Here is a 21,975-nt window from a genome sequence, read left to right as displayed (position 1 = left end):
CTCTGGATTCAGGCATACAAAATATAAAATACACACATGAGGGATTTTCATGCCTGTTGCTGTTGATGGACGCCGCCGCTTGGCCCCCGAGGAACGCAAGCGGCTGCTATTGCTGTACGCTGTTGAGGTCTTTTCTCGCCGTGGTATTGGGCGTGGAGGACATACCGACATCGCCGAAATTGGCGGGGTATCGGTAGCAACTGTATTCAATTATTTCAAGACCCGTGATGCACTGGTTACCGATGTGCTGGGTGAAATCGCCCGTTTTATGCACGAGATGGCAGAAACCGCTTTTTCTGAAGCACCCACTCCACTGGCCCGGGTTCGTAACTACTTCCAGCGTTTTTTGCAAGCGTGCGAAGAGCAGCCGGATTACATCAAGGTCTGGCTCGAATGGAGTGCCTCACCACGCGAAGAAGTCTGGCCACAATATCTGTCGCTACAAGCAGAACTACTGGAACGATTGACGATCCAGATTGAAGACGCCATCAATCTCGATGAACTCGACCAGGGATTATCAGCTAATGAACGCGCACGCTGGGTACTGGGCAATAGTCAAATGTTGACCGGAATGATGTTTGACCCGATGGGCAAACCGGATGATATGAATGCTCTTGTCAATCGCGCTATCGATCATCTGTTGTTGGTGAAACAGCCGCCATCAGGCGAACGCAAGTCCAGCAGAATCGACCAGAACTGACAGATCACCGAAAGCGTTTTTGAGGTTAAAATACAAGGTCAAAAATGACCAAAGAAATGGCATTTACAGGTGATAAATAGCATTTCTCGGTCATTTTTAACGTAGTAATCGTCACGCAAGCAGGTCATCAAGCGCTTGTTACCAGGGCCGAGTCAGAAGCCCAACACGTCCTGCATATCATACAGTCCGGCCTTCTGGTCGGTTATCCACAAGGCCGAACGTACGGCACCACGAGCAAACGTCATGCGACTCTGGGCTTTATGGGTCACTTCGACTCGTTCACCATCGCTGGCAAACATCACGGTGTGATCGCCGACAACATCACCACCACGAATGGTCTCAAAGCCAATTTGTTGGTGCGGCCGAGCTCCGGTCTGACCTTCACGACCATAACAAGCGACTTCATTCAGATCCCATCCCATGGTTTCTGCAACCACTTCACCCATACGCAAGGCTGTACCAGAAGGGGCATCCACCTTGTGGCGATGATGCATCTCGATGATTTCGATATCACTGTCTTCACCCATCACTCTGGCGGCCATACGCAGCAAATTCAGGCACAGATTCACGCCCACAGAATAATTCGGCGCGAAGACGACACCCGTCTGTGTGGCACAGTCTGCCAGGCTGATTTTTTCATCATCACTGAAACCGGTCGTGCCAATCACGATACATTTGCCATGCTGCTGGCAGAATGACAGGTTGGCCAGCGTTACTGCCGGTGTTGTAAAATCAATCAGTACATCAAACTGGTCAGCCACCTCGCTCAAACTGGCAACAGCCCTGATACCCAAGTCTTTCCCCAAACCGGCAATTGCACCGGCATCAAGACCCAGCATCGGGTCATCATGACGCACAATCGCAGCGCCGACTTCGGCCCCCTCGGCGGCATCAACTGCCTGAATCAGCACCCTTCCCATACGTCCGGCGGCACCGGTAATGGCAATTCGTGTCATTGTTGGATTCCTGATAAAACAAAGCCCGGGTTGGCACAATATCCAACCGCGGGCTGTTATTTGAATGTCGGTTTTCAACTGCGCTCAGCGCGGTCTCAAACGTCTTCGAAGAACTTTTTTACACCTTCAAACCAGCTCTTTTTTTGCGGTGCGTGTTTTTCGCCCGTTAATGATTCTTGAAACTTCATCAACAAAGCTTTTTGCTCATCGTTCAGGCTCACCGGAGTTTCAACCTGTACCCGACAGAGCAGATCACCCGCGCCACCGCCACGAACCGGCGCTACGCCTTTACCTTTCAGGCGAAACAGCTTGCCACTCTGGGTTTCTGCCGGAATTTTAAGACGTACCCGACCATCCAGTGTTGGTACTTCCAGATCACCACCCAGTGCCGCATCAACAATACTGATGGGAACATCACAATACAGGTTACGCCCGTCGCGATGAAACAGCGCATGCTCACGCACACTGACCTGAACATACAAGTCACCAGCAGGACCACCCATAGCACCCGCCTCGCCTTCACCAGACAAACGAATACGATCACCAGTATCCACACCCGGCGGAATTTTAACCGACAGGGTTTTGGTTTCTTCTTTTACGCCACGACCGTGACAACTGTTACACGGATCCTCAATGATCGTGCCCTGGCCACGACAAGTAGGACAGGTTTGTTGCACAGAAAAGAATCCCTGTTGCATACGAACCTGGCCAACGCCATTACAGGTTGAACATTGCTTCGGGCTGGTACCTGGTTTGGCACCACTGCCATGACAGGTTTCACAGCTGACCAGCGTCGGAATCCGTACTTTCTTTTCGACACCACGAACGGCTTCTTCTAACGACAGTTCCAGCGTATAACGCAGATCAGAACCGCGCTGGGAACCGCCACGGCCGCCACCAGCACCGCCAAATATGTCACCAAAAACATCGCCAAAAATATCGCTGAAACCAGCGCCATTGGCTCCACCACCGTAGCCACCACCCGCATTGGAATCCACACCGGCATGGCCGTACTGATCGTACGCCGCACGTTTCTGGCTGTCATTCAGGATTTCGTAGGCTTCCGTCGCCTCCTTGAACTTGGCTTCGGCATCCTTGTCATCCGGGTTACGATCCGGGTGATACTTCATGGCCAGCTTGCGATAGGCCTTTTTAAGTTCCTTGCCATCAACGTCTTTGGAAACGCCAAGGATCTCGTAATAATCTCGTTTGGACATTGTCTTTCTTGCCTCAGATGGGAGCTATTGATCCAGCCATGTGAGACGCAAGACGGGAGTCAGCCTACCAGAGGTAAGCTGACTCCCGTCTCCCATCTGTCGTCTTACTTGTCTTTTACTTCTTCAAACTCTGCGTCGACAACATCGTCATCCGCAGAAGAAGAATCCGCATCCGCACCGGCTGGCTGAGCCTGCTCGGCATACAGTTTTTGTGCCAGCTTGCCAGAGGCTTCTGTCAGTGCGTTGGTTTTGGCTTCAATTTCAGCCTTGTCATCGCCCTTGAGTGCCACTTCAAGATCAGCAATTGCTTTTTCAATCGCTTCCTTCTCTTCTGCACTCGCCTTGTCACCCGCTTCTTCCAGCGTCTTTTTAGTCGCGTGGATCATGCCATCGGCAGTATTCCGAGCCTGAATCAGTTCTTCAAAATGCTTGTCTGCTTCAGCATTGGCTTCAGCATCTGCAACCATTTGCTCGATCTCAGCATCACTCAGACCAGAAGAGGCCTTGATGATGATGGACTGTTCTTTACCGGTTGCCTTGTCTTTCGCGCTGACATTCAGAATACCGTTAGCGTCGATATCAAAGGTTACTTCAATCTGTGGCATACCACGAGGTGCTGGCGGAATGTCCGCAAGGTCAAACCGACCCAGTGACTTGTTCTGCGTCGCTTGCTTGCGCTCGCCCTGTACCACGTGAATGGTGACCGCCGTCTGGTTGTCATCAGCGGTTGAGAACACTTGCGATTTTTTGGTCGGAATGGTGGTGTTCTTGTCAATCACTGGCGTCGCAACACCACCCATGGTTTCGATCCCCAGGGTCAGCGGGGTAACATCCAGCAGCAGCACGTCTTTTACATCACCAGACAGCACGGCACCCTGAATCGCTGCGCCAACCGCTACCGCTTCATCAGGATTCACGTCTTTACGTGGTTCCTTACCGAAGAAATCGGCAACACTCTTCTGTACCAGTGGCATACGAGTCTGACCGCCCACCAGGATCACTTCATCAATCTCGGAGGTAGACAGACCAGAGTCTTTCAGCGCCATTTTACAAGGTTCCAGGGAGCGCTTGACCAGCTCTTCCACCAGGCTTTCCAACTTGGCACGGGTAACCTTGACGTTAAGGTGCTTGGGACCACTTGCATCCGCCGTAATATAAGGCAGGTTCACATCCGTCTGCTGGCTGCTGGACAATTCAACCTTGGCTTTTTCAGCACCTTCTTTCAGACGCTGCAGTGCCAGTGGGTCATTGTGCAGATCGATACCGCTGTCTTTCTTGAACTCGGCTGCCAGATATTCAATCAGGCGCATGTCGAAATCTTCACCACCGAGGAAGGTGTCACCATTAGTGGCCAAAACTTCAAACTGCTTTTCACCATCAACGTCAGCGACTTCAATAATGGAGATATCGAACGTACCACCACCCAGGTCGTAAACCGCGATGGTACGATCACCACTTTCTTTATCGATTCCGTAAGCCAATGCCGCAGCGGTTGGCTCGTTGATGATACGTTTGACTTCCAGACCAGCAATTTTGCCGGCATCTTTGGTCGCCTGACGCTGGGAATCGTTAAAGTAAGCCGGTACGGTAATAACGGCTTCAGTCACGCTTTCGCCGAGGTAATCCTCTGCGGTTTTCTTCATTTTCTTGAGGATTTCAGCAGAAACCTGTGGCGGTGCAAACTGTTCGCCACGCACTTCTACCCAAGCATCACCATTGCTGGCTTCAACGATCTTGTACGGCACCATTTTGATGTCTTTCTGAACCACATCATCCTTGAAACGACGGCCGATCAAACGCTTGACCGCGAACAGGGTGTTGTGCGGGTTGGTGACCGCCTGACGTTTGGCTGACTGGCCAACCAGCACTTCGTCGTCGGCATAAGCGACGACGGAAGGCGTGGTACGATCACCTTCAGCGTTTTCAATCACTCTGGTCTTGCCACCATCCAGGATCGCCACACAGGAGTTGGTGGTTCCCAGGTCAATACCAATAATCTTACCCATGATAAATCTCTCCAAAACTCGAGCAGTGATCACTGCTTGCTTGTCTTTAAACCAATTGCAACGAAGACCGTTGCCATGTATTTGCCTATGACCTGTATATGTGTCCGAAGCTGGCGCTTTCAAGGCATGGCGTTAATTTTTTGCAGTCAATGCAATCAGGCATTTTCATCAATAGCAGGAGCAGCCTTGCTGACCACAACCATCGCCGGACGCAGTAAACGACCGTTCAATACGTAACCCTTCTGCATCACCGCGAGCACAGAATTGGGTTCGGCGTCGGCACTTTCGATCATCGTCATGGCTTGATGGTGCTCGGGATTAAACGGATGCCCAACCGGATCCACCACATCAACATTAAACTTGGCCAGTGCCGACAAAAACCCGCTCAGGGTCATCTCGATACCTTCACGAATAGCCTTGGTGGCTTCTTCCTCTGGTGCTGCTGCCAGACCTCGTTCGAGGTTATCCACAACGGCAACCATTTCATTGGCAAATTTTTCCAACCCAAACTTATGAGCTTTTTCTACATCCAGCTCCGCACGACGACGCACGTTTTGCATCTCTGCCTGAATGCGCAATACCTGCTCTTTCAGATCAGCGATTTCTTGCTGGGCAGCTGCCAACTGCATTTCTGTATCGGCAATGCCAGCAGCGGCAGGTTCTGCACTCGCTTCGGTTTCGATCGCTACTTCAGGCTGAAGATCTTCGTTTTGCAGGGCTTCGTCCTGAATCTTTTGCTCGTCTGACATGAAATATTCCTCTCGTCGAAAAATGGCGCTCGCAGCTATATGGGGTTCCGCTCGTCGGATTCAAGGGCATAACTTGCAGAGAATTCAAACTGTCACTTGACAGTAATTACTACTGTATATAAAAACACTGGTTATACGTTCAGATAAAGGAGTTATTCCATGCTCACCCATCTGTCTATTCACCAGTTTGCACTGGTCGATCACCTCGAACTGGAATTCCAGCGAGGCATGGCAGTCATCACTGGTGAAACCGGTGCAGGCAAGTCAATTCTACTGGATGCGCTCGGCCTTGCACTGGGCCAACGGGCCGATGCAGGCATGGTCAGACATGGAGCTGAACGAGCGGAAATCTGCGCCAGCTTCTGCCCCACACCCAATGCCCGCAACTGGCTGACTTGCCGGGATATACCTGACGAGGAAGATCTCATATTGCTGCGCCGGGTGGTCTCTGCTGAGGGTCGTTCCCGTGGCTATATCAATGGCCGCCCGGCTTCCGCCAATGATTTACGCGAATTGTCGCAGCACCTGATTGAAGTTCACTCCCAGCATGCGCACCAGCGCTTACTGGAAAAAGACGCTCCGCGCCAGATTCTCGACGCCTTCGGCAATCTAAAACCCCTGGCGACAACCGTGGCTGACTATTTCCAGCAATGGCAGCAACTGCATAAACGACTGCGCCAATTGCAGGAAGAAAGCAGTGAAATCCAAGCCCAGCGACAACTGCTCAGCTATCAGGTTGAAGAGCTGCGAGAACTGGCCATCGGCGCGACCGAACTGGCCGACCTTGAGCTGGAACACAAACGCCTGGCCAATGCTGAATCGATGTTATTAGGCGGACAACAAGCACTGGCAGCCAGTACCGGAGATGACAGCGATGGTCAGGGTGCGGCTCAAATGGCCTGGATCGCCTATCAGCAACTGGCGCGTATTGACGATCAGCACAGCAGTCTGGTTGAAGCACGCGATCTGATGCAGCAGGCCCAAATACTACTGGAAGAAGCGGGCAACTCCTTACGCCACTATCTGGATCAGGTTGATATTAACCCTCACCGCCTGCAGCAAGTTGAACAGCGTCTCAGCGATATTTTCAGCATGGCACGCAAACACCAGATTCAACCCATCCACCTGTACGATCACTGGCAGCAGCAGGAAGCCACTCTCGCGGAATTAAGCCTGTCAGACGAAGATCTCGCGGAATTGCAAGCACGAGTAATTACCTTTGAAAACCGCTACATCACCGAAGCGCAAACGCTCAGCAAGGCCCGAATCAACGCAGCAACCAGGCTGGATGCTGATGTATGTAGCCAATTTGATGCAATGGCGTTGGGACGGACACATTTCGAAACCCGTATAGAACCCTTGTCAGCTGCAGAATCCGGCAAACAGGGTCTCGACCAGATCCAGTTTATGGTGCAGACCAACCCAGGCATGCCAGCGGGGCCACTGGCAAAGGTGGCATCAGGGGGGGAACTGTCACGTATCAGCCTGGCTATCCAAGTGGTTACTGCCGCAACCAGTGATATATCTTGTATGATTTTTGACGAAGTGGACGTCGGCATCGGTGGCGGCACGGCAGAACGGGTTGGCCGCCTGATGCGATCCCTGGGTGAACGAGGACAAGTTATGTGTGTCACTCACCAACCTCAGGTGGCAGCGCAAGCCCATCAACACTTTCTGGTCAGCAAGATTTCCGGTGATGAGTATACCCATACCCGGATTCAGGAGCTCGGAGATACTCAACGTACTCGGGAAGTTGCGCGAATGCTGGGAGGCGTCGACATTACCCTCAGCACCATGAATCATGCCGAAGAAATGCTGGCACTGGTTAAGCAGACAGCCATATAAGGAACCGCACCAGCGCTTCAAGCTGATACTGGCTGGCTTCAATGCGGGAATGCCAGGGACGACGCAGGATGGTCGTCCGCAGCTATGGGGGAAATTGCAAAACCGACAGGGATACCATCCCTCCAAGCGTTACATCAGTATGGTGCGCATCAAACCTGCAGCAACCAGTGGCCGCAACTGGATCATGGATGCAAAAAACAGTTATCTGTTCACCGTGTTCCCGCCAAGCCCGGGAGCCTCGTCGAGAACCTGGCCATTACTTCTTTTTGCGGATATAGAGCACCAGGCTGTGATCAACCAGATCATAACCATGCTGCGCCGCAATTTCATGCTGTAACCGCTCAATTTCCTCATTGGTAAATTCAATCACGGTGCCGGAGTCGACATCCACCATATGATCATGGTGGTCGCCCTTATCCAGCTCAAACACCGAATGACCACCATCAAAGTTATGACGAGTCACCAGTCCAGCACTCTCAAACTGGGTCAGCACCCGATATACAGTTGCCAGCCCAACGTCTTCACCTGCCTCAATCAATGATTTATAGACATCCTCAGCACTCAGGTGAGCCTCTGGGTTACTTTCCAGAATACTCAGAATTTTAATTCTTGGCAGAGTGACTTTCAGACCTGCTTTACGCAACTCCATATTTTGATCGGACATTGCAACCCTCGAATATTTCACAGCGACTTGGTTCATCAGGTATCATCGTCCGCTAATGCAAAAACGCAAACCACCGGACGAGACAACAGCTGAATGATGCGAGCGACAATTCTGACTTTTTTACTTGGTTTTGCAACCCTTTCCGGCTGCGTTTTCCCTGGTGTGCACAAGCTGAACATTCAGCAGGGCAATATCGTCACCCAGGATATGCTAAATCAGCTACATACAGGCATGACAGAACATCAGGTCGAGTTCGTGATGGGAACGCCTGTGCTGAAAAATCCGTTTGAAAGCCAACGCTGGGATTACGTGTACACGTTGGAAGAACGCGACAAAATCACCAAACAATACCGCATACAGGTGTTTTTTGATGATCAGGGCAACTACCTGAACTACACAGGCACCCTGCCAGAGGCAGAATTTTCAGAGCAAAGCCAACTGGACTCGTTGCCGCAGGAAGAACCTGCAATCAACACCATCCCGTTGGAGTAGCTCGACGAAGGTACAACATCGACCCGAGCACAGCGGGCCGGAGCAGTTATTTTTGTGTTTTGGCAGCCCGATTGGCCCGCGCCTGTTTCGGATCGATGATCAACGGTCGATAAATTTCGATACGGTCACCCTCCTGTACAGGGTCTGACAGATTTCTTACTGTCTTGCCAAAAATGCCCATTTTGGCAGATTCCAGCTCCAGCTGCGGAAATTCACGGGTAATACCAGACAACCGTGCAGCCTCCAGCACACTGGTTCCAGACTGCACAGCAACTGCCAGAATGCGCTGTTTTTCAGGCAACGCGTACGCCACTTCCACTGCGATTGTTTCAGCCATAAACTACCTGAGCCCGTTTTACGAACGAATCGACCATCATATTGGCCACCTGTTTGAACACGGCCCCTAACGCCACTCCGGTCAGCTTGTTGGCAACTTCAAATTCCATATCCAAAGACACTTTACACGCCTCCTCGGACAGCTTCTGAAAGTGCCAAATACCATGAAAACGGGTAAAAGGGCCATCCAGCAGCTCCATTTCCATGCGTTCCGGTTTTACCAGACGATTATGGGTACTGAAACTCTGATTGATTCCGGCTTTGGCAATAGTCAGGCGAGCCTTGATGTAATCCTCACCCTCGTCAATCACCTCGGTCTGACGACAGCCATCCAGAAACTCGGGATAACGACGGACATCATTCACCAGGTCGAACATTTGCTCTGCACTGAACATCACCAGCGCACTGCGCGTAATGGTGGTCATGATACCTCTTGAAACGAATTAACAGGACGGCTGGCCCAACGACCACCACGCAGAGACTACGGTAGCAAGCCATTGATAAAAATCAGCCCGACAGCAACCGGCGACACGTAGCGCAACATAAACATCCACAAACCAAACAGGACGGGAGATTGTATGCGTGCCTCGGTACCAATCGCTTCGCGACTCATAAACCAGCCAACAAAAACGGCGATGAGGATACCACCGAGCGGCAGCAAAATGTTAGAGGTGAGAAAATCCAGCGTGCCAAAGAAGGTTTTGCCAAACAGGGTAACCTCAGACCATTCATTAAAAGAAAGTACCGTACCGAGCCCCAACAGCCAGGACAAACCACACACCACCAGCGTCCCCTTGAAACGGGAAATCCCCTTTTCCACCGACCAGGCAACCGCTGGCTCAGCAATGGAAATAGCCGAACTCCAGGCCGCAACCGCCACCAGCACAAAAAATACCGTACCAATCAGGTCCCCGGCAGGTAACGCAGCAAACGCAACCGGCAACGTCTGAAACATCAAGCCCGGCCCGGCACCAGGTTCAAGACCGTTCGAAAACACCACGGAAAACACCACCACACCGGCAACCAGAGCCACCAGGGTATCGAGGAACCCAACCGCCAGTACCGTCCTCCCCAGTGATGCCTGCTTCGGCATATAGGCACCATAGGCCATGATCGCCCCCATCCCCAGGCTCAGGGTAAAAAACGAATGGCCCAATGCCACCACCACACTGGTAGTACTTAACTTGCTGAAATCCAGGGTAAACAGAAAAGCTATTGCCGCCCCAAAACCCGGTGTTGTTAAAGCGTAGCCAAACAGCAGTATCAGCATCATGAACAACAGCGGCATCATCAATCGCACACCGTTTTCCAGCCCCTTGTGTACCCCGCGAGAAATCACAATCCCCGTCAGAATCATGAACAGGGTATGCAGTAACAGCAACAGTCCGGGGCTACCCAGCATGCCGCCAAATTCATTACCTGCCAGCTCAGCATCCGCACCGTCAAAGATACCGCTTGCCATTTTCACCACGTAGGCCAACGTCCAACCCGCAATCACGCTGTAAAACGACAGAATAAAAAAACCGGAAACCGCTCCCATCCAACCAATACTGCGAAAAAAACGCGGGGCATTTTGCTCATCAGTCATCTGCCGCATGGTATTGATAGGGCTCATCCGTCCTTTACGCCCCAGTAGTACCTCCGCCATCATCACCGGAATACCGGCGGCAAGAATACACACCAGGTACACCAGAACAAACGCTCCACCGCCATTTTCCCCCGTGATATAGGGAAACTTCCAGATGTTACCGAGACCAACTGCTGAGCCAGTAGCCGCCAGAATAAACGTCCAGCGGTTGCTCCAAACGCCATGCATACCGGTTTTATCTGAATTCATGTTATTCTTCTCTGCTTGATCCGTGGCTGTATTGTTAAAGATTTATTCGCCTGCCTCAAGTTGCAGAACCGCAAGAGCCAGGCCCTTTCGCCACAGTGTCCGACCGGACAAGCCCCACACCGCCCAGAGACATCCTTGTTGACAGTATGAGTACCAAAAAAAAGCCAAAAGCCTCCAGCCCAACCATCGCCCTGAACAAACGGGCTCGCCACGACTACTTTCTTGAAGACAAACAGGAAGCAGGCCTTGTGCTTAGTGGCTGGGAAATAAAAGCACTACGGGAAGGCAAGTGCCAACTGCTGGATTCATACGTCACCTTTCATAAAGGCGAAGTGTGGCTCACCGGTGCCCTGATCACCCCTTTGCATCAGGCATCCACCCATGTCGTTGCGGAACCCCGGCGCGAACGCAAACTGCTGCTCCACGCTCGAGAAATCGAAAGACTGGAGCAAAAAGTGCTGGCCAAAGGTTACACCTGCGTATGCACCGCCCTCTACTGGAAAGGCCATCGGGTCAAGGCAGAAATTGCCCTGGCCAAAGGCAAACAATCCCACGACAAGCGCGCCACCAGCAAAGACCGAGACTGGGCCAAACAAAAAGAACGCATCATGAAACACTCGGTGCGCTAACCGTTAAAAATCCGGACTTGGCAAATCGACCCATAGGACGTATAGTCCCGCTCTTGCTGCGCGGAACACCGCGCCGTAAAAAAACAGTCTGAAGAGGAACCCCGGTAAGTTAAGGGAACCAAGCCGGTACAACGGCATCCAATCTCCAGACTGAAGGGGCATTAGCCCTGGGCTCACAGCCTGAGCAACACCGATTTCGGGGATGATCTGGATTCGACGTTGATTACAAAGCTAGTGGTGCATGCCGAGAGGGTAAGACGATCTCGTAAATCAACGTTTTACATTTATATAGTCGCAAACGACGAAAACTACGCACTAGCTGCTTAATTGCAGCTTACCTCTGAACCCCGGTGCCTATAACAGGGGGACGAGGGCTAAGCCCTATAGGATCGCTTGGATGCTTCGCTCGGAGTTGAAGAGCTAAACCGAATCGAGCTCGTTCTGAACGCCCTGCCCCTCGGGCCGTGACGAACTAAATTAATAGAGGCGGCTAAGCATGTAGATCTCCTAGTGGAGGATTGGCGGACGCGGGTTCAAATCCCGCCATCTCCACCATTTTTGTACCACCATCGCCCACTAGCCCGCAAAGCCTTATGGGCTGGGCGATTGGGCGGTTCAAAAACCCACTCTCTTTGTCATACCTTAAGTTGTCAGTAAACATCACTTTTAGCAGCGATTTGCGGTCTGCTAAACACCCTGTATCCCACAGTACAGCTGGGTTTGTTAACCAGACGAGAGCGGTTTTAAATGCACGTTCAAAGCTAGGTTGCCTTTTGCGACCAATCTTGAGTTTTTCATCGAGCAAAATTTTCTGTTTCTCAAGCTGTTTTATGGATTTTTCATAGGTTTTGATGAGCGTGGGACTGTCTGTATCCAGTAACCGATCCACCAACCTGTTCAGTTTTTGATCAATCTTTGTTTTTTCCTGATTAACTATTCCCAGATCCATACTGCTATTTGAGCGCTTCTTCTCCCAGAGCATCTTGAGTGCCTCTTGAGCGAGGAAGAAAATGTCCTTGGGCATTCTCAGAGATTGCAACAGTTCATTGAAATCGCGATCAATAGCCTCTCTTTTGATGACTTTGCCGTATTTCTCACAGCCTTTCTGAGAACACCAATAGTACGGGTACTTTTTGCTGCGTCCCTTCACCATTCCCGCCGTCATAGGCTGATTGCAGCAAGAGCAAGAGATATGGCCTCTCAGAGTGAACTCATCACTGATAAAGGATTGCTGTGGTTTACGAGCGGCCTTTTCGATCTTGTCTATGATGGCTTGATGAGTTTCAAAGCTAATCAGAGCCTCATGCTTAGCTGGGTGCATGTAGATATTCCACTTAGGAACACTCAAATATCCGGCATACAAAGGCTTGGTTAAGATATCGGCGACTCGCTGGTGCGATACCCGACCTTTCTTATCTGTCGGGAACGCTTCGAAAGACTCAAAGAAGCGTTTAATGTCGGTCTGCGTCTCGAAGCGATTAGACGCGAACCCCTCAAGCCCCTCTCGAATGATAGAGGCCACGGGTTCCTGTTTGACCAGTATCTTCCCATGTTCTGGAAGCTTGTCGTACTTGTAGCCCGGAACGGGACAGAAGCACCAATAGCCACTCTTTACCCTAGCCTGCATGCGATTGAACACCTGTTCCTTGTTTTTTTCACGCTGATGCTGGGACACGGATGCCAAAAGGTTCTCGACCAGCATAGAGTCGGAGTCTGTGCCAAATTCAATGCTAGGGGACTCAAGCTTACCCCCAGCTTGTTGAATAGTAGTTCGAAGTTGTAAATGCGCCTCCAGCCCTCTCGCTAAGCGGCTAATGTCATCAATAAGAACGATGGTTTCTTCAGGTTTTCTGTCTGCAATGAAATCAAGTAACTCAAGCATTGCAGGACGCTCAACCATTCCACCAGACACGCCTTCATCGTAGAAGACAGCCTCGACACAATAGTTTTTGTGCTTGGCATATTCCCGACATCGACTCTCTTGTGAAGATAGTCCATGACCTTCCTTCAATTGTCTGGCGCTAGAAACACGGCAATAAATAACCGCATTACGGATATGAGTCATGAAAATCTCCCTTCATTCGTTCTCAATGCAATCGAAACTCTTTTGTTAACTGGGTTAGTTCTGAATCTAAGGGTAAGTTTTGATCCTGTAAATCGTAAAATTGGACTTGTCCGCGCCCATGCCGAGTAGGATTGATGCCCCATTCTTGGTCTGCTATAGATTCCATCGCCTGCCACACAAAGTTGATCACTTCAATTCGCTCACTCATGGTGAGCCCCATATGCTCGGTATAAGGCAAAAGTCTCTTTTGCTCCTCAGGTAACATGTTTTCCTCCTTTACGGTTCGTAATTCAGTGTTTCTAAGGTCTCGGTAAAGCTGTCATCCAGTGATTGCCGTTCTTGCCGTTGCTGTTCGCGCAGCGCCTGAAGTTCTGCTTGTAAGGCTTGCCGTCTCTCCAGTTGCGCCTTGATGAGCTTTTCTTTTTCTTGCCTGTTTCGCAACTCTGCGGCGTACGCCTCCTGCTCGTTTTGCTGATGTTGTTTTTTGGATCGTCCACTCAGAAAATCCCACAGCCCCAATAGACCTTTACGAATTTTGCTTTGTCTTGCCTGTTGTTCCTGTTGTGATCGAACCTCTTGCTGTTGTTTTAGCGCTTGTCTGGCTTCGCGGTGAGTTTGCTGCATAGCCTTACGCTTATCGGATAAAGGCTTGCGAGCAAATTCATGTGTAAGCTGCAATTCCTCAGAAAACTGACGGTGTAGTTCAATATGGTTGGAGGCAATCTTGGTTTTGACGGTCTCCACCGATGGCAAAACTTCGGTATCGCCAAGTTTTGCTTTTAACTCCTTGGTTTTGATGCTGAGCGAGCGTGACAGTGAATAAACTTCACCGCGCCAATCCAGTGCAACATAGCCGCGCCTGTCACCCTTGGCGATGAAGAACCCTTTTTCTATCATTGCGTGTTCAAAGCTGGCTTTGTTGTCTGATGCTTTCCAGCATTGCTGCATAGCGTTTTTGATCTCACGCGGATCAATCTTGTGGCGCTTGGCTTGCTGCCACTCAGCCAGCGTGAAGTTGCGCGGATCACTCAGCTCTTTTGAGATAAAGCCTTTGGGTAAATCCCAGCCATGTTCGATGTAAAGCTCTTTGGCGATGCCGTTTAAGCGCTGTTTAAAATACGGCAGTTTGATGGCCTTCATTTTTTGGCCATCAATCCGTGACCAGACCGCATGGCAATGGCGTCTCCCTTCTTTTTCATGAAAAACTATGCAGCGCGGCTGGCCTTTGATGTTCAGCTCTTCTTCAATGCGGCTAATCGCATCTTCAAAGTCATCTATGCTGGCACTTTCATGCTGCGGAGGATTGAGCGACAGTGAAAACATGAACTTTTTACACTGTGTGCCTTTGGCAATGGCCTGCATTTCTTTGAAGGCATCCACCACGTCATCACTGATAAAGCCCTTTAACTCATGCACGGTCACATGCTCGTTTTCATCGTTGAGCAAGTGATAGGCAAGCTGGGTTGCGCCGCTGCGTTGTGATGCCTTTAAAATCATGCTTTCAGCCCTAACTGGTGTATCAATGTCTGACGTATCCACAGCACCATGTGATATGTGTCATTAATACGGTGCGCGGTATCGGGAGTAACAATCAGCGTTCCCATATTGACGCTTTTGGTAAGCTGGTTCAGGTTATTGGGTATCCGAGATTCCCCCAGAACAGAAATCATCTGACTAAGGTCGCGGTCACTGACACGTTTAACCGCTGCTTTTTGTTTTGGTGTGATGAGCGCAGCATCGTTAAATAATATGTAACGTACCCAATCAGACTCACTCATCTTTGCCGCCTGCGATTGTTGTTTAACAAATGCACGCTGCCATGCAGTAAGCCGGAGTGACATAATTGAATCGAAATTCATACTGTCGCCTTTACCTTAATCGTTATTCGAGGCGGTATCGGGCTGGCATCACCAGCCCGAAAACCTGACGTGCTATCTCCGTTATCAGTGCAGTGCATTACCATTAGCGGGCTTAGCCATGCTCGCAAACGCTTGCAGTGGCACAGCATCATCCTTTCTCTTTCGGCGAACGATATAGCTGCCGTCGGCGATTTCGAGATAGACAATCCCTTTCAGAATGCCCTCGATATGAACACGGCCTGCCGGAATCTCGATGGTTTGACCATCAACATCAATCGGCTCATACACGCCGTATTCGTCATCGCCTTTTCTTGGTTTGAGCAATTCGTAGTCATCATTAAACATGCTTTATTTCTCCTAAAAGTTGTTGTTTACCCTTCTATTTGAGGGTGGAAATTGTAAATTAAGTGTTAATAATCAATAGCTTGACTGGCGGCCTCCTTGTCTAAGGAGGCATTGTTAAAAATTCACTAATTACAATTTATGATTGAATACGTGCGTATGGTCTGCCGCCTTCAACTCATCGCGGTTTGGAGCGTTACTGCGCAGTTTTTTAAGCTCATTTCGCAAGCTTTCCTGTGCTTGTCGCAGTGAGTGTTCTCCTTGTTTGAGGTGTGACTGCTGTTTTTGAAACAGCTCCGTATGCACTTGTGTTGCTATGCCGTTATCAGGCGTGAACGTCAGTTGCAGCTCTGGCTTGGCTAAGCTGGCTCGCAGTGCGTCCAGCTCGGCTCGTGTCACTGTCATAAGGCAACTCCTATAGCGGCACAGCTAAGAAGCTAGCTCCGGCCTGCTTAAAATATTGCCCCCATGCTTTGCGCAAGAGGCTCGTTTCTTGATCCAAACGGCCAGCTCCCACGCCGAACATAAAGACCTCACAGCCACGGATGTTCACAAACTCACTGGGCGCAGGCAGTGCCTGCTTACCTGACAGCAAGTGATTGGGGTTCACGTATTCGGAAGCCTCAATACCATCGGTAACAATCAAGATGGTGTGTTGGTCTTTGCTGCAATCCACGGAATTGCGGTTAAACCACGCCAGCGCATTGGTACTGCCTTGGGGTTTCAGTGTTTTAGGCAAAGACATGAGATAACCTGCAACAGCCCCTGCAACTTTTTTTTGGTTGTGTCGGCTCACTTGCAGCGCCTTCACGTCAAAGTTATCGGTGCTTTGTAATGAGCCAAAGGTTTGCAGTTTTACTGTGTCGTGTTGCTTTAACTGACTGATCAACTGCACCGCGAAGGTCGCAGCACGTTTATTAAAGGCGGTATCAATCAACATGGGGTTGGATAGACTGGCATCGATTAAGATATGCAGGTCTTTCGCCGCGACGGGCGTGCAGACCGACATAGTTAAAATGAATAAAGTTATTGCTTTCTGAAAGTAATTCATAAGGATTCTCCTGTTAAACCAAGTGCTTCAAAATATCTTTGCGTTTAATGGATTGAATGGGTTTGATGGCTCTCTCCAGCGCCGTGACGTTGATCTGATTTGGTGGCAATAGGCCTTCAGGCCGTTGCTGGTATTTGCTTTGATTGATGAGCTGAACGGTGGGGGCTAGGCCATCCTGAATGCTGATCAGCACTTCATCAGCCAAGGCTTCGCGGATTTCTTCGTCGTCTTGAGTAATCAGATTGTCAATGTGCTCTTGTAGGGCATCGTAGTCTGCATAAGCTTGCTGATAGGCTTGCATATCACGATTATCCAGCTTAGCCGCCTGAGAAATACGCAGGTATTTTTCAGCCAGAATTTCTACTTTGGACAATGCAAAATGCGCGACAAAGACAGAGACGATGGCAAGCGAGCCAATGCCTACGGAGAACAGAATGCCTGCCAGTGGTGTTAAGGTCGTGGTCATGACCTCATCCAATGCACTGTCCGGTTCAGGGTTGAGCATGGCCTCTAGCGACATCTCTGTACTGGCAGACATCAGCATTTCGCCCAAGCCGTTGTTGTAAAGCGTCACGACAATCAGAACGCCAATGCCCAGCAGGTAGACTGGAATCAGAATGGCGGCGGCTCGGTTTACGAAGCGGATTACCGGATGCTGAGCGTTTTTATGGCCGATAAAATGCACCGCCAGCACCAGAATTAAACTGGCAAACGCCATGATCCAAGGCTTCCACACGCTATCGCTGGAGCCAAAGGTCATATCAAACGTGGCGTAGACAATCTTGGCTTCAAAAGCGATCACGAGCAGTGCAATTAAGGCACAGACAGCCAGCCCTACTTTGATCGAGGTTAGTTGTTGCGCCTCGGCCATGCTCGGTTGGCGCAGCGCTTCTAATGTCGTCTGCACTGGCTGATTAAAGATGGTATGGGTCATAGTCTTATTCCTCATGATGTTGCAGGGTGTGTTGATAGGCGTACATATCAAATGCCTTGCTGCTGGCATTGGCTTGATACTGGTGGCGCTGATACATAGCGCTGGCCGCCGCTTCGCCGCGCGCGATGCATTGCTTTTGCTGGGCAAGCAGCGCGTTGATCTGCTCTTTCTTTTCCCGCTGCCGCTCCAAATACAGACTCTTTAGCAGCGACAGGTCTGGAATCTGGTGCGCGGCTACGGCCTGTTTAATATGCGTCAGTGCTTGGCTGGTGTTTGGGTTATCAGTGGTTTGCATTAGTCTGTTCTCCTCATTCATGTATGGATTCATTATTTCCTGAAATCCGGTTGCTAAAGCCTCGTAGATGCCTCGCGACTACCTCTTGAAAAGTGATTTGGGATTGAAGATCAGGCGGCTAATACGCCGGAAAATGGGTTCACGATGATCGGGGTCTGGGGCATAGGACGTGACGGGCAGCTCACTGAAGTAAGGCGCGATCTTTAAGCGCAAGGCGCGTGCGCCCGCGCGTATAGCAATAAGATTGCCTGTATCCGGTGATAAGAAACGCTTCACTTGATCCGGCGTCATCACATCACTTTCGCGGTATGACTTCTTGCCTGAGCGGGGATCAATGTCGATATGAGTGCGCTTACCTAATGCTTGGCTGACATAGTTGTAATTGTCGGGGTGGTTGGTGGCCATGAAGAGCACCACATCGGCGTTACCCTCAAAGCTGCCGTAGGTTTTCGGGTAAGCAGCCTTCATACCTTCACGATCCTGTGCAATGGCCACCACAGACAAGCCGTATGAGCGTGCTACAGGTAGCGCCACTTCCAATGTGGCGTTGTGACCCATCGCCTGAACTTCATCAATGACAAACAGGCACTGGCCTTTCTTTTTAGGGACGGATTCAAAGGTATAAGAAACAAAGTTGGTATAGACGCGAAACAGTGGCTTCAGCTCTTCCCGCAATGATAGTACCGGCGTGACAAACGCAAACACCACATCATCTCGTGATTTCGCATCACTTAGAGGCCTTGTGGTCGCAGACAGCAAAAACTTCACCGATGGCAGCGCCATCCATTTAAGTTGCTCCAGCAAGGTCGCAACCAGAGAGCCTTTGGTGTCACCACTGGCATTGATAAAAGCGCTGGTCGAGGAACTTACCGCCCCCTGAAAGGCAGGGTTCTCCAGCAGTTCTTTGTCCAGAATCTGCCTCGCCTCTTTGGGCGTGCTTTCTATGGTTCCGTCATTGTTAAAGACGCGATAGCCATGTACGGCCAGCTCGTAAACAAACAGCAGCGAGTGGCAATCGTCTTCATGGGCAGAGAGCACGTGCAGAATTAAGCCTGTCAGATAGCCGCGGGCTGTATCCGCGAAGAAGGGAGTTTTAGTTTGAGCTGGCGTCACAATCAGGCTTTCAGACAGGCGTTGCGCCCACTTAACAGCGCTGTCGTGGCCTTCACGCTGCATAGCGGCCTTGATGTCATCCAGTGGGTTCCATTGAGCAGAACGCTCAGGCTCGTGCGGACGAAACACAATCCACTCACGCTTATCAGCCTGCGCCAAGGCATTCGTGATCTGCCCTTTAGGATCAACAATGCAGGCACTGCCACGCCAGAGCGCCAGCATGGTGATGATCCATGTCGTTTTACCCGCGCCGGTCATGGCGTACACCATGATATGGCGCTGAATGCGCGCGCCTACTGGCTGTATCAGCCCAAATCCTGCCCAATACACACGCCCAATCAAGACCGTCGAGGGCGTATAAAGCTGAGTCATGGTGGCCAGCGTGCCTGCAAAACCGGCGGTGGCATATTTACCAAACCGGAAAACAGTCTCTTTCCAGCGAGCAACCTGCATTTTTAGGCGATAAACAGACCGCCAGTAAGGCAAAGCACTGGGCAGTGCTGCATAGACAGGGGGACTGTAGAGGCCAAAGGCGCGAAGCAGCCGCAGCAGCATTGCCTTCGCAGCAAAACAGGTAAAAACGTAGGTTAGCACCACGATGGCGGCTAAGCCGACAATCTCCTCAGGCGACATTGACCGCAATGTCGCAACGAGTTCGGCCAACTCAGGGATAGACTGAATAAGAGATGATGACGTGGTCATATCAGCCACCATTCCCATAGTGGCCGAAGATTCGGCGCTGTATAGCGCCAATGACCAATTTGGCGATGTGCGCCCAGAACATGAAGGCAACCACGCCAACTGATACGATTTGCCAGATATGTGGCAGCTGCTCCAGTTCTGTGCCAAAGAGCATGAGGACAAGCCGAACGATCCATTCGGCTGGCCAAAGGGCGATATGCTGAAAAGAGGCCATTACTGGCCTCCTTCTAGGTTGTTGGATAGAAGGAGCATAAGTGGCGTCTGAAACAACGTGACACCAAATGCGATTGCAAAAGGAATATCTCCAGTATCAACGGATAGAACGACTCCTAGCATAGAAGTTGTCATTACGCAGAAAGATAAAAGGCTTATCATTAGTGTTTGAATTCGTGGCTTAACCATTTTTAGTTCCCCAATTATCTGGAGAGACAGTGCATACCCTGTCTCTATTAATGATTAAGCCTTTATGAAGATTTTTCCTCTGTACCGAGATCAGCAGATAAATCTGCCAGAGTCGGCAGATTTTATTTTGTTGACATGAGGAGACACTTTGAGATAGGAATTTGTTATGAAAAACAGATAAGGAAAGGCATTATGGAATGGCGAAAGAGGAATTTAATGAAAAGGCAACCCGAGTAGACGATCCAGTTGACTACTCAACAACTAGGATGCAGCGCGGAGCCAGAGAGCTATGTAAGCTCATGGCACGCGGCGAGGGAGAAACAGGGGGAGAGTTTCTTTCCAAGCTGATATGGCAAGAGGCAGAGCGATGGATAGGGCCTAAAGAGATACGAAAGATCTTGAATCAAAGCATCGATGAAGTCCCAACAATAGAAGAAGCTCCTGACTTAAAACCTAAATGATGAAATATCCCCAAATTACTGGCATTTTCTAAATGCCTAGGGAATAAAATTGGATGAATTTTCATATGATGATTATTGGCAGTCTCTTTCAGCTGATTGCCAAGCCGTCATCAAACAAATATCACGATCCGTAACGCATAAAGAATTTTCAGACAAATCCCGTCCGTCAGATAAACAATGGGGCGGACGAATCTATTGGGATTACATTTCTAGCTATGGAAAAAGTAGTAATGAAAACGCTGCATTTAGAAATGAAATTGACCAATATACAAAATGCAATTACGAAACAATTAACGCGGTTAGCAAGCAAGGACTTGGCGAAAAAAATGCAAGAGTGGCGTTCTGTTTCTCTGCATATATAAGCCATAAGTACCTCAAAAAAACGACCCAAGAATTCATACTTGAATTCTTTTCCTACAGCAACAAAAGACCTTCTAGTTTCGATTTTTCTGAGATTACCAATAACATTGATAGCATACAGTCTGAATTTGAACTTATAAAAAACAAGGACATCCTGAAAAACATTGAAAATAATGACGAAAGAATATCAACAGTATCCACTGAAGATTCTTGGCTCAGCCCCTACAATGATGAATCGATACCTTTCATTGGAAGAGAATTCGAGCTTAATCAATTAAATGATTTCGTTGCATCCGAGCAAATTTTTAGTGTCTGGGGTATCTGTGCCCCATCTGGTTCAGGAAAAACTCGGCTAATGGCCCATTGGGCTCTTCATTCAGAAAAACTAAATGGCTGGAATTTTCATATCTTAGAAAAGCATGATCGTGCAAATCCATCACACTGGAACGAATGGTTGCCTGATAGGCCAACAGTTATTGTAGTTGACTACATGTATACGCATGATGAAGTTATTAAAACCCTAACTTCTCGGTTTTCGGGTAGAGCTAAAAATACTTTAACTCATAAGATCAGAGTACTTGTTTTAGACCATGTGTTTGAATCTCCTTTATTCGATGACCAAAGGTGGGGGCTGATTGATAGTAAGAGATCCTACGAGCTAAATAGATCAATATTCTTTCATGTGGAACCAATGCCTTTAGGAGTAACAAAAGATCAAGATCTAATATTAAGGGAAATAATTAGAATAAGATCAGGATTAAATGAAAACGACCAAAGAATAAAGTCAGCACTTTCATACCTTAAAAAAATAAAGTCGGCATGGAATCCGCTATTTGCGGCTCTAGTGTCCCTTAACAAAAGTTCACTTGGTATTTATCTTATCTGATAATCGAGCAATGGACTCGATGATCTGGTCAGCAGTTTTTTGCCACACAAAGGGCTTCGGATCATTGTTATAAA

25 protein-coding genes, 1 other RNA gene and 1 pseudogene are annotated in these 21,975 nt (G+C 49.6%); 8 read left to right on the top strand and 19 right to left on the bottom strand.

The window, feature by feature from the left end; all coding sequences use genetic code 11:
* Window positions 1-49: 49 nt before the first annotated feature.
* The gene (locus WG929_RS12115) at window positions 50-700 is read left to right on the top strand and encodes a TetR/AcrR family transcriptional regulator (protein WP_416206228.1); all 651 of its coding nucleotides are present in this window, start codon (window positions 50-52) and stop codon (window positions 698-700) included.
* A 152-nt stretch (window positions 701-852) separates the two neighbouring features.
* Here WG929_RS12115 and dapB read toward each other — a convergent pair whose 3' ends face one another.
* From dapB to grpE, 4 genes are all read right to left on the bottom strand, one after another.
* Window positions 853-1,656: a 4-hydroxy-tetrahydrodipicolinate reductase gene (gene dapB / locus WG929_RS12110; protein WP_416206227.1), complete on the bottom strand. Its 804-nt coding sequence runs from the start codon at window positions 1,654-1,656 to the stop codon at window positions 853-855.
* Window positions 1,657-1,751: 95 nt separating this feature from the next.
* Window positions 1,752-2,873 (bottom strand): molecular chaperone DnaJ, encoded by a 1,122-nt coding sequence (gene dnaJ / locus WG929_RS12105; RefSeq protein ID WP_416206226.1) that lies wholly within the window; start codon window positions 2,871-2,873, stop codon window positions 1,752-1,754.
* A gap of 104 nt (window positions 2,874-2,977) precedes the next feature.
* Window positions 2,978-4,879 carry a molecular chaperone DnaK gene (dnaK, locus tag WG929_RS12100; protein ID WP_416206225.1) on the bottom strand — a complete coding sequence of 634 codons (1,902 nt, stop codon included), beginning with the start codon at window positions 4,877-4,879 and terminating at the stop codon, window positions 2,978-2,980.
* A gap of 155 nt (window positions 4,880-5,034) precedes the next feature.
* Window positions 5,035-5,628, bottom strand: coding sequence for a nucleotide exchange factor GrpE (gene grpE / locus WG929_RS12095; RefSeq protein ID WP_416206224.1), 594 nt, complete (start codon window positions 5,626-5,628; stop codon window positions 5,035-5,037).
* Between the two features lie 159 nt (window positions 5,629-5,787).
* Here grpE and recN point away from each other — a divergent pair, with 159 nt between their 5' ends.
* Window positions 5,788-7,473, top strand: a complete 1,686-nt coding sequence (gene recN, locus WG929_RS12090) for a DNA repair protein RecN (RefSeq protein WP_416206223.1) — start codon at window positions 5,788-5,790, stop codon at window positions 7,471-7,473.
* A 256-nt stretch (window positions 7,474-7,729) separates the two neighbouring features.
* Here recN and fur read toward each other — a convergent pair whose 3' ends face one another.
* Window positions 7,730-8,137, bottom strand: a complete 408-nt coding sequence (gene fur / locus WG929_RS12085) for a ferric iron uptake transcriptional regulator (protein WP_369855085.1) — start codon at window positions 8,135-8,137, stop codon at window positions 7,730-7,732.
* Between the two features lie 93 nt (window positions 8,138-8,230).
* Between fur and WG929_RS12080 the strand changes: the two genes are divergently transcribed.
* Window positions 8,231-8,629 (top strand): outer membrane protein assembly factor BamE, encoded by a 399-nt coding sequence (locus WG929_RS12080; protein ID WP_369855086.1) that lies wholly within the window; start codon window positions 8,231-8,233, stop codon window positions 8,627-8,629.
* Between the two features lie 46 nt (window positions 8,630-8,675).
* On the opposite strand, the gene WG929_RS12075 is transcribed toward WG929_RS12080, so the two are convergent.
* The 3 genes from WG929_RS12075 to WG929_RS12065 are packed head-to-tail and all read right to left on the bottom strand — an operon-like array spanning window position 8,676 to window position 10,802.
* Complete coding sequence (locus tag WG929_RS12075; protein WP_416206222.1) at window positions 8,676-8,966, bottom strand: RnfH family protein; 291 nt, start codon at window positions 8,964-8,966, stop codon at window positions 8,676-8,678.
* Window positions 8,959-9,390, bottom strand: coding sequence for a type II toxin-antitoxin system RatA family toxin (locus WG929_RS12070; protein WP_369855088.1), 432 nt, complete (start codon window positions 9,388-9,390; stop codon window positions 8,959-8,961). The genes WG929_RS12075 and WG929_RS12070 overlap by 8 nt, the downstream gene beginning before the upstream one ends.
* Window positions 9,391-9,446: 56 nt before the next feature.
* A complete protein-coding gene (locus tag WG929_RS12065; RefSeq protein WP_416206221.1) occupies window positions 9,447-10,802 on the bottom strand; it encodes a sodium-dependent transporter in 1,356 nt (451 codons plus the stop codon).
* A gap of 146 nt (window positions 10,803-10,948) precedes the next feature.
* Here WG929_RS12065 and smpB point away from each other — a divergent pair, with 146 nt between their 5' ends.
* The 3 genes from smpB to WG929_RS12050 all read left to right on the top strand — a co-directional run bounded on the left by smpB (window position 10,949) and on the right by WG929_RS12050 (window position 12,806).
* Complete coding sequence (smpB, locus tag WG929_RS12060; protein ID WP_369855090.1) at window positions 10,949-11,431, top strand: SsrA-binding protein SmpB; 483 nt, start codon at window positions 10,949-10,951, stop codon at window positions 11,429-11,431.
* A 198-nt stretch (window positions 11,432-11,629) separates the two neighbouring features.
* Window positions 11,630-11,986: a transfer-messenger RNA gene (gene ssrA / locus WG929_RS12055) on the top strand.
* A 439-nt stretch (window positions 11,987-12,425) separates the two neighbouring features.
* A complete protein-coding gene (locus WG929_RS12050; RefSeq protein WP_416206220.1) occupies window positions 12,426-12,806 on the top strand; it encodes a hypothetical protein in 381 nt (126 codons plus the stop codon).
* Here WG929_RS12050 and WG929_RS12045 read toward each other — a convergent pair.
* The 11 genes and pseudogenes from WG929_RS12045 to WG929_RS11995 form a co-directional block, all read right to left on the bottom strand.
* A pseudogene (locus WG929_RS12045) lies at window positions 12,741-13,496 on the bottom strand (recombinase family protein); the annotation flags it as partial. The gene WG929_RS12050 and the pseudogene WG929_RS12045 sit on opposite strands and share 66 nt — an antisense overlap.
* Before the next feature lie 22 nt (window positions 13,497-13,518).
* The gene (locus WG929_RS12040) at window positions 13,519-13,761 is read right to left on the bottom strand and encodes a hypothetical protein (protein ID WP_076513370.1); all 243 of its coding nucleotides are present in this window, start codon (window positions 13,759-13,761) and stop codon (window positions 13,519-13,521) included.
* Window positions 13,762-13,772: 11 nt separating this feature from the next.
* The gene (locus WG929_RS12035; protein ID WP_416206219.1) at window positions 13,773-14,993 is read right to left on the bottom strand and encodes a relaxase/mobilization nuclease domain-containing protein; all 1,221 of its coding nucleotides are present in this window, start codon (window positions 14,991-14,993) and stop codon (window positions 13,773-13,775) included.
* A complete protein-coding gene (locus WG929_RS12030) occupies window positions 14,990-15,355 on the bottom strand; it encodes a hypothetical protein (protein WP_416206218.1) in 366 nt (121 codons plus the stop codon). The genes WG929_RS12035 and WG929_RS12030 overlap by 4 nt, the downstream gene beginning before the upstream one ends.
* Window positions 15,356-15,439: 84 nt before the next feature.
* Window positions 15,440-15,700, bottom strand: coding sequence for a hypothetical protein (locus tag WG929_RS12025; protein ID WP_416206217.1), 261 nt, complete (start codon window positions 15,698-15,700; stop codon window positions 15,440-15,442).
* A gap of 129 nt (window positions 15,701-15,829) precedes the next feature.
* Window positions 15,830-16,102, bottom strand: coding sequence for a hypothetical protein (locus WG929_RS12020; protein ID WP_416206216.1), 273 nt, complete (start codon window positions 16,100-16,102; stop codon window positions 15,830-15,832).
* 10 nt (window positions 16,103-16,112) lie between these two features.
* Window positions 16,113-16,748 (bottom strand): hypothetical protein, encoded by a 636-nt coding sequence (locus WG929_RS12015; protein WP_416206215.1) that lies wholly within the window; start codon window positions 16,746-16,748, stop codon window positions 16,113-16,115.
* A gap of 13 nt (window positions 16,749-16,761) precedes the next feature.
* Complete coding sequence (locus WG929_RS12010) at window positions 16,762-17,682, bottom strand: hypothetical protein (protein ID WP_416206214.1); 921 nt, start codon at window positions 17,680-17,682, stop codon at window positions 16,762-16,764.
* Window positions 17,683-17,686: 4 nt separating this feature from the next.
* Complete coding sequence (locus WG929_RS12005; RefSeq protein WP_416206213.1) at window positions 17,687-17,977, bottom strand: hypothetical protein; 291 nt, start codon at window positions 17,975-17,977, stop codon at window positions 17,687-17,689.
* 78 nt (window positions 17,978-18,055) lie between these two features.
* Complete coding sequence (locus WG929_RS12000; RefSeq protein ID WP_416206212.1) at window positions 18,056-19,792, bottom strand: type IV secretory system conjugative DNA transfer family protein; 1,737 nt, start codon at window positions 19,790-19,792, stop codon at window positions 18,056-18,058.
* A gap of 1 nt (window position 19,793) precedes the next feature.
* Window positions 19,794-20,006: a hypothetical protein gene (locus WG929_RS11995; protein WP_416206211.1), complete on the bottom strand. Its 213-nt coding sequence runs from the start codon at window positions 20,004-20,006 to the stop codon at window positions 19,794-19,796.
* 385 nt (window positions 20,007-20,391) lie between these two features.
* Here WG929_RS11995 and WG929_RS11990 point away from each other — a divergent pair, with 385 nt between their 5' ends.
* Together WG929_RS11990 and WG929_RS11985 are read left to right on the top strand one after the other, a co-directional pair.
* Window positions 20,392-20,655, top strand: coding sequence for a hypothetical protein (locus tag WG929_RS11990; RefSeq protein ID WP_416206210.1), 264 nt, complete (start codon window positions 20,392-20,394; stop codon window positions 20,653-20,655).
* 49 nt (window positions 20,656-20,704) lie between these two features.
* Window positions 20,705-21,901, top strand: a complete 1,197-nt coding sequence (locus WG929_RS11985; protein WP_416206209.1) for a P-loop NTPase family protein — start codon at window positions 20,705-20,707, stop codon at window positions 21,899-21,901.
* The last annotated feature ends 74 nt before the right edge of the window (window positions 21,902-21,975 follow it).

Source organism: Oceanobacter antarcticus (assembly GCF_044962685.1).
Lineage (GTDB): Bacteria > Pseudomonadota > Gammaproteobacteria > Pseudomonadales > Oceanobacteraceae > Oceanobacter > Oceanobacter antarcticus.
This window is presented reverse-complemented; position numbering and strand designations above follow the sequence as displayed.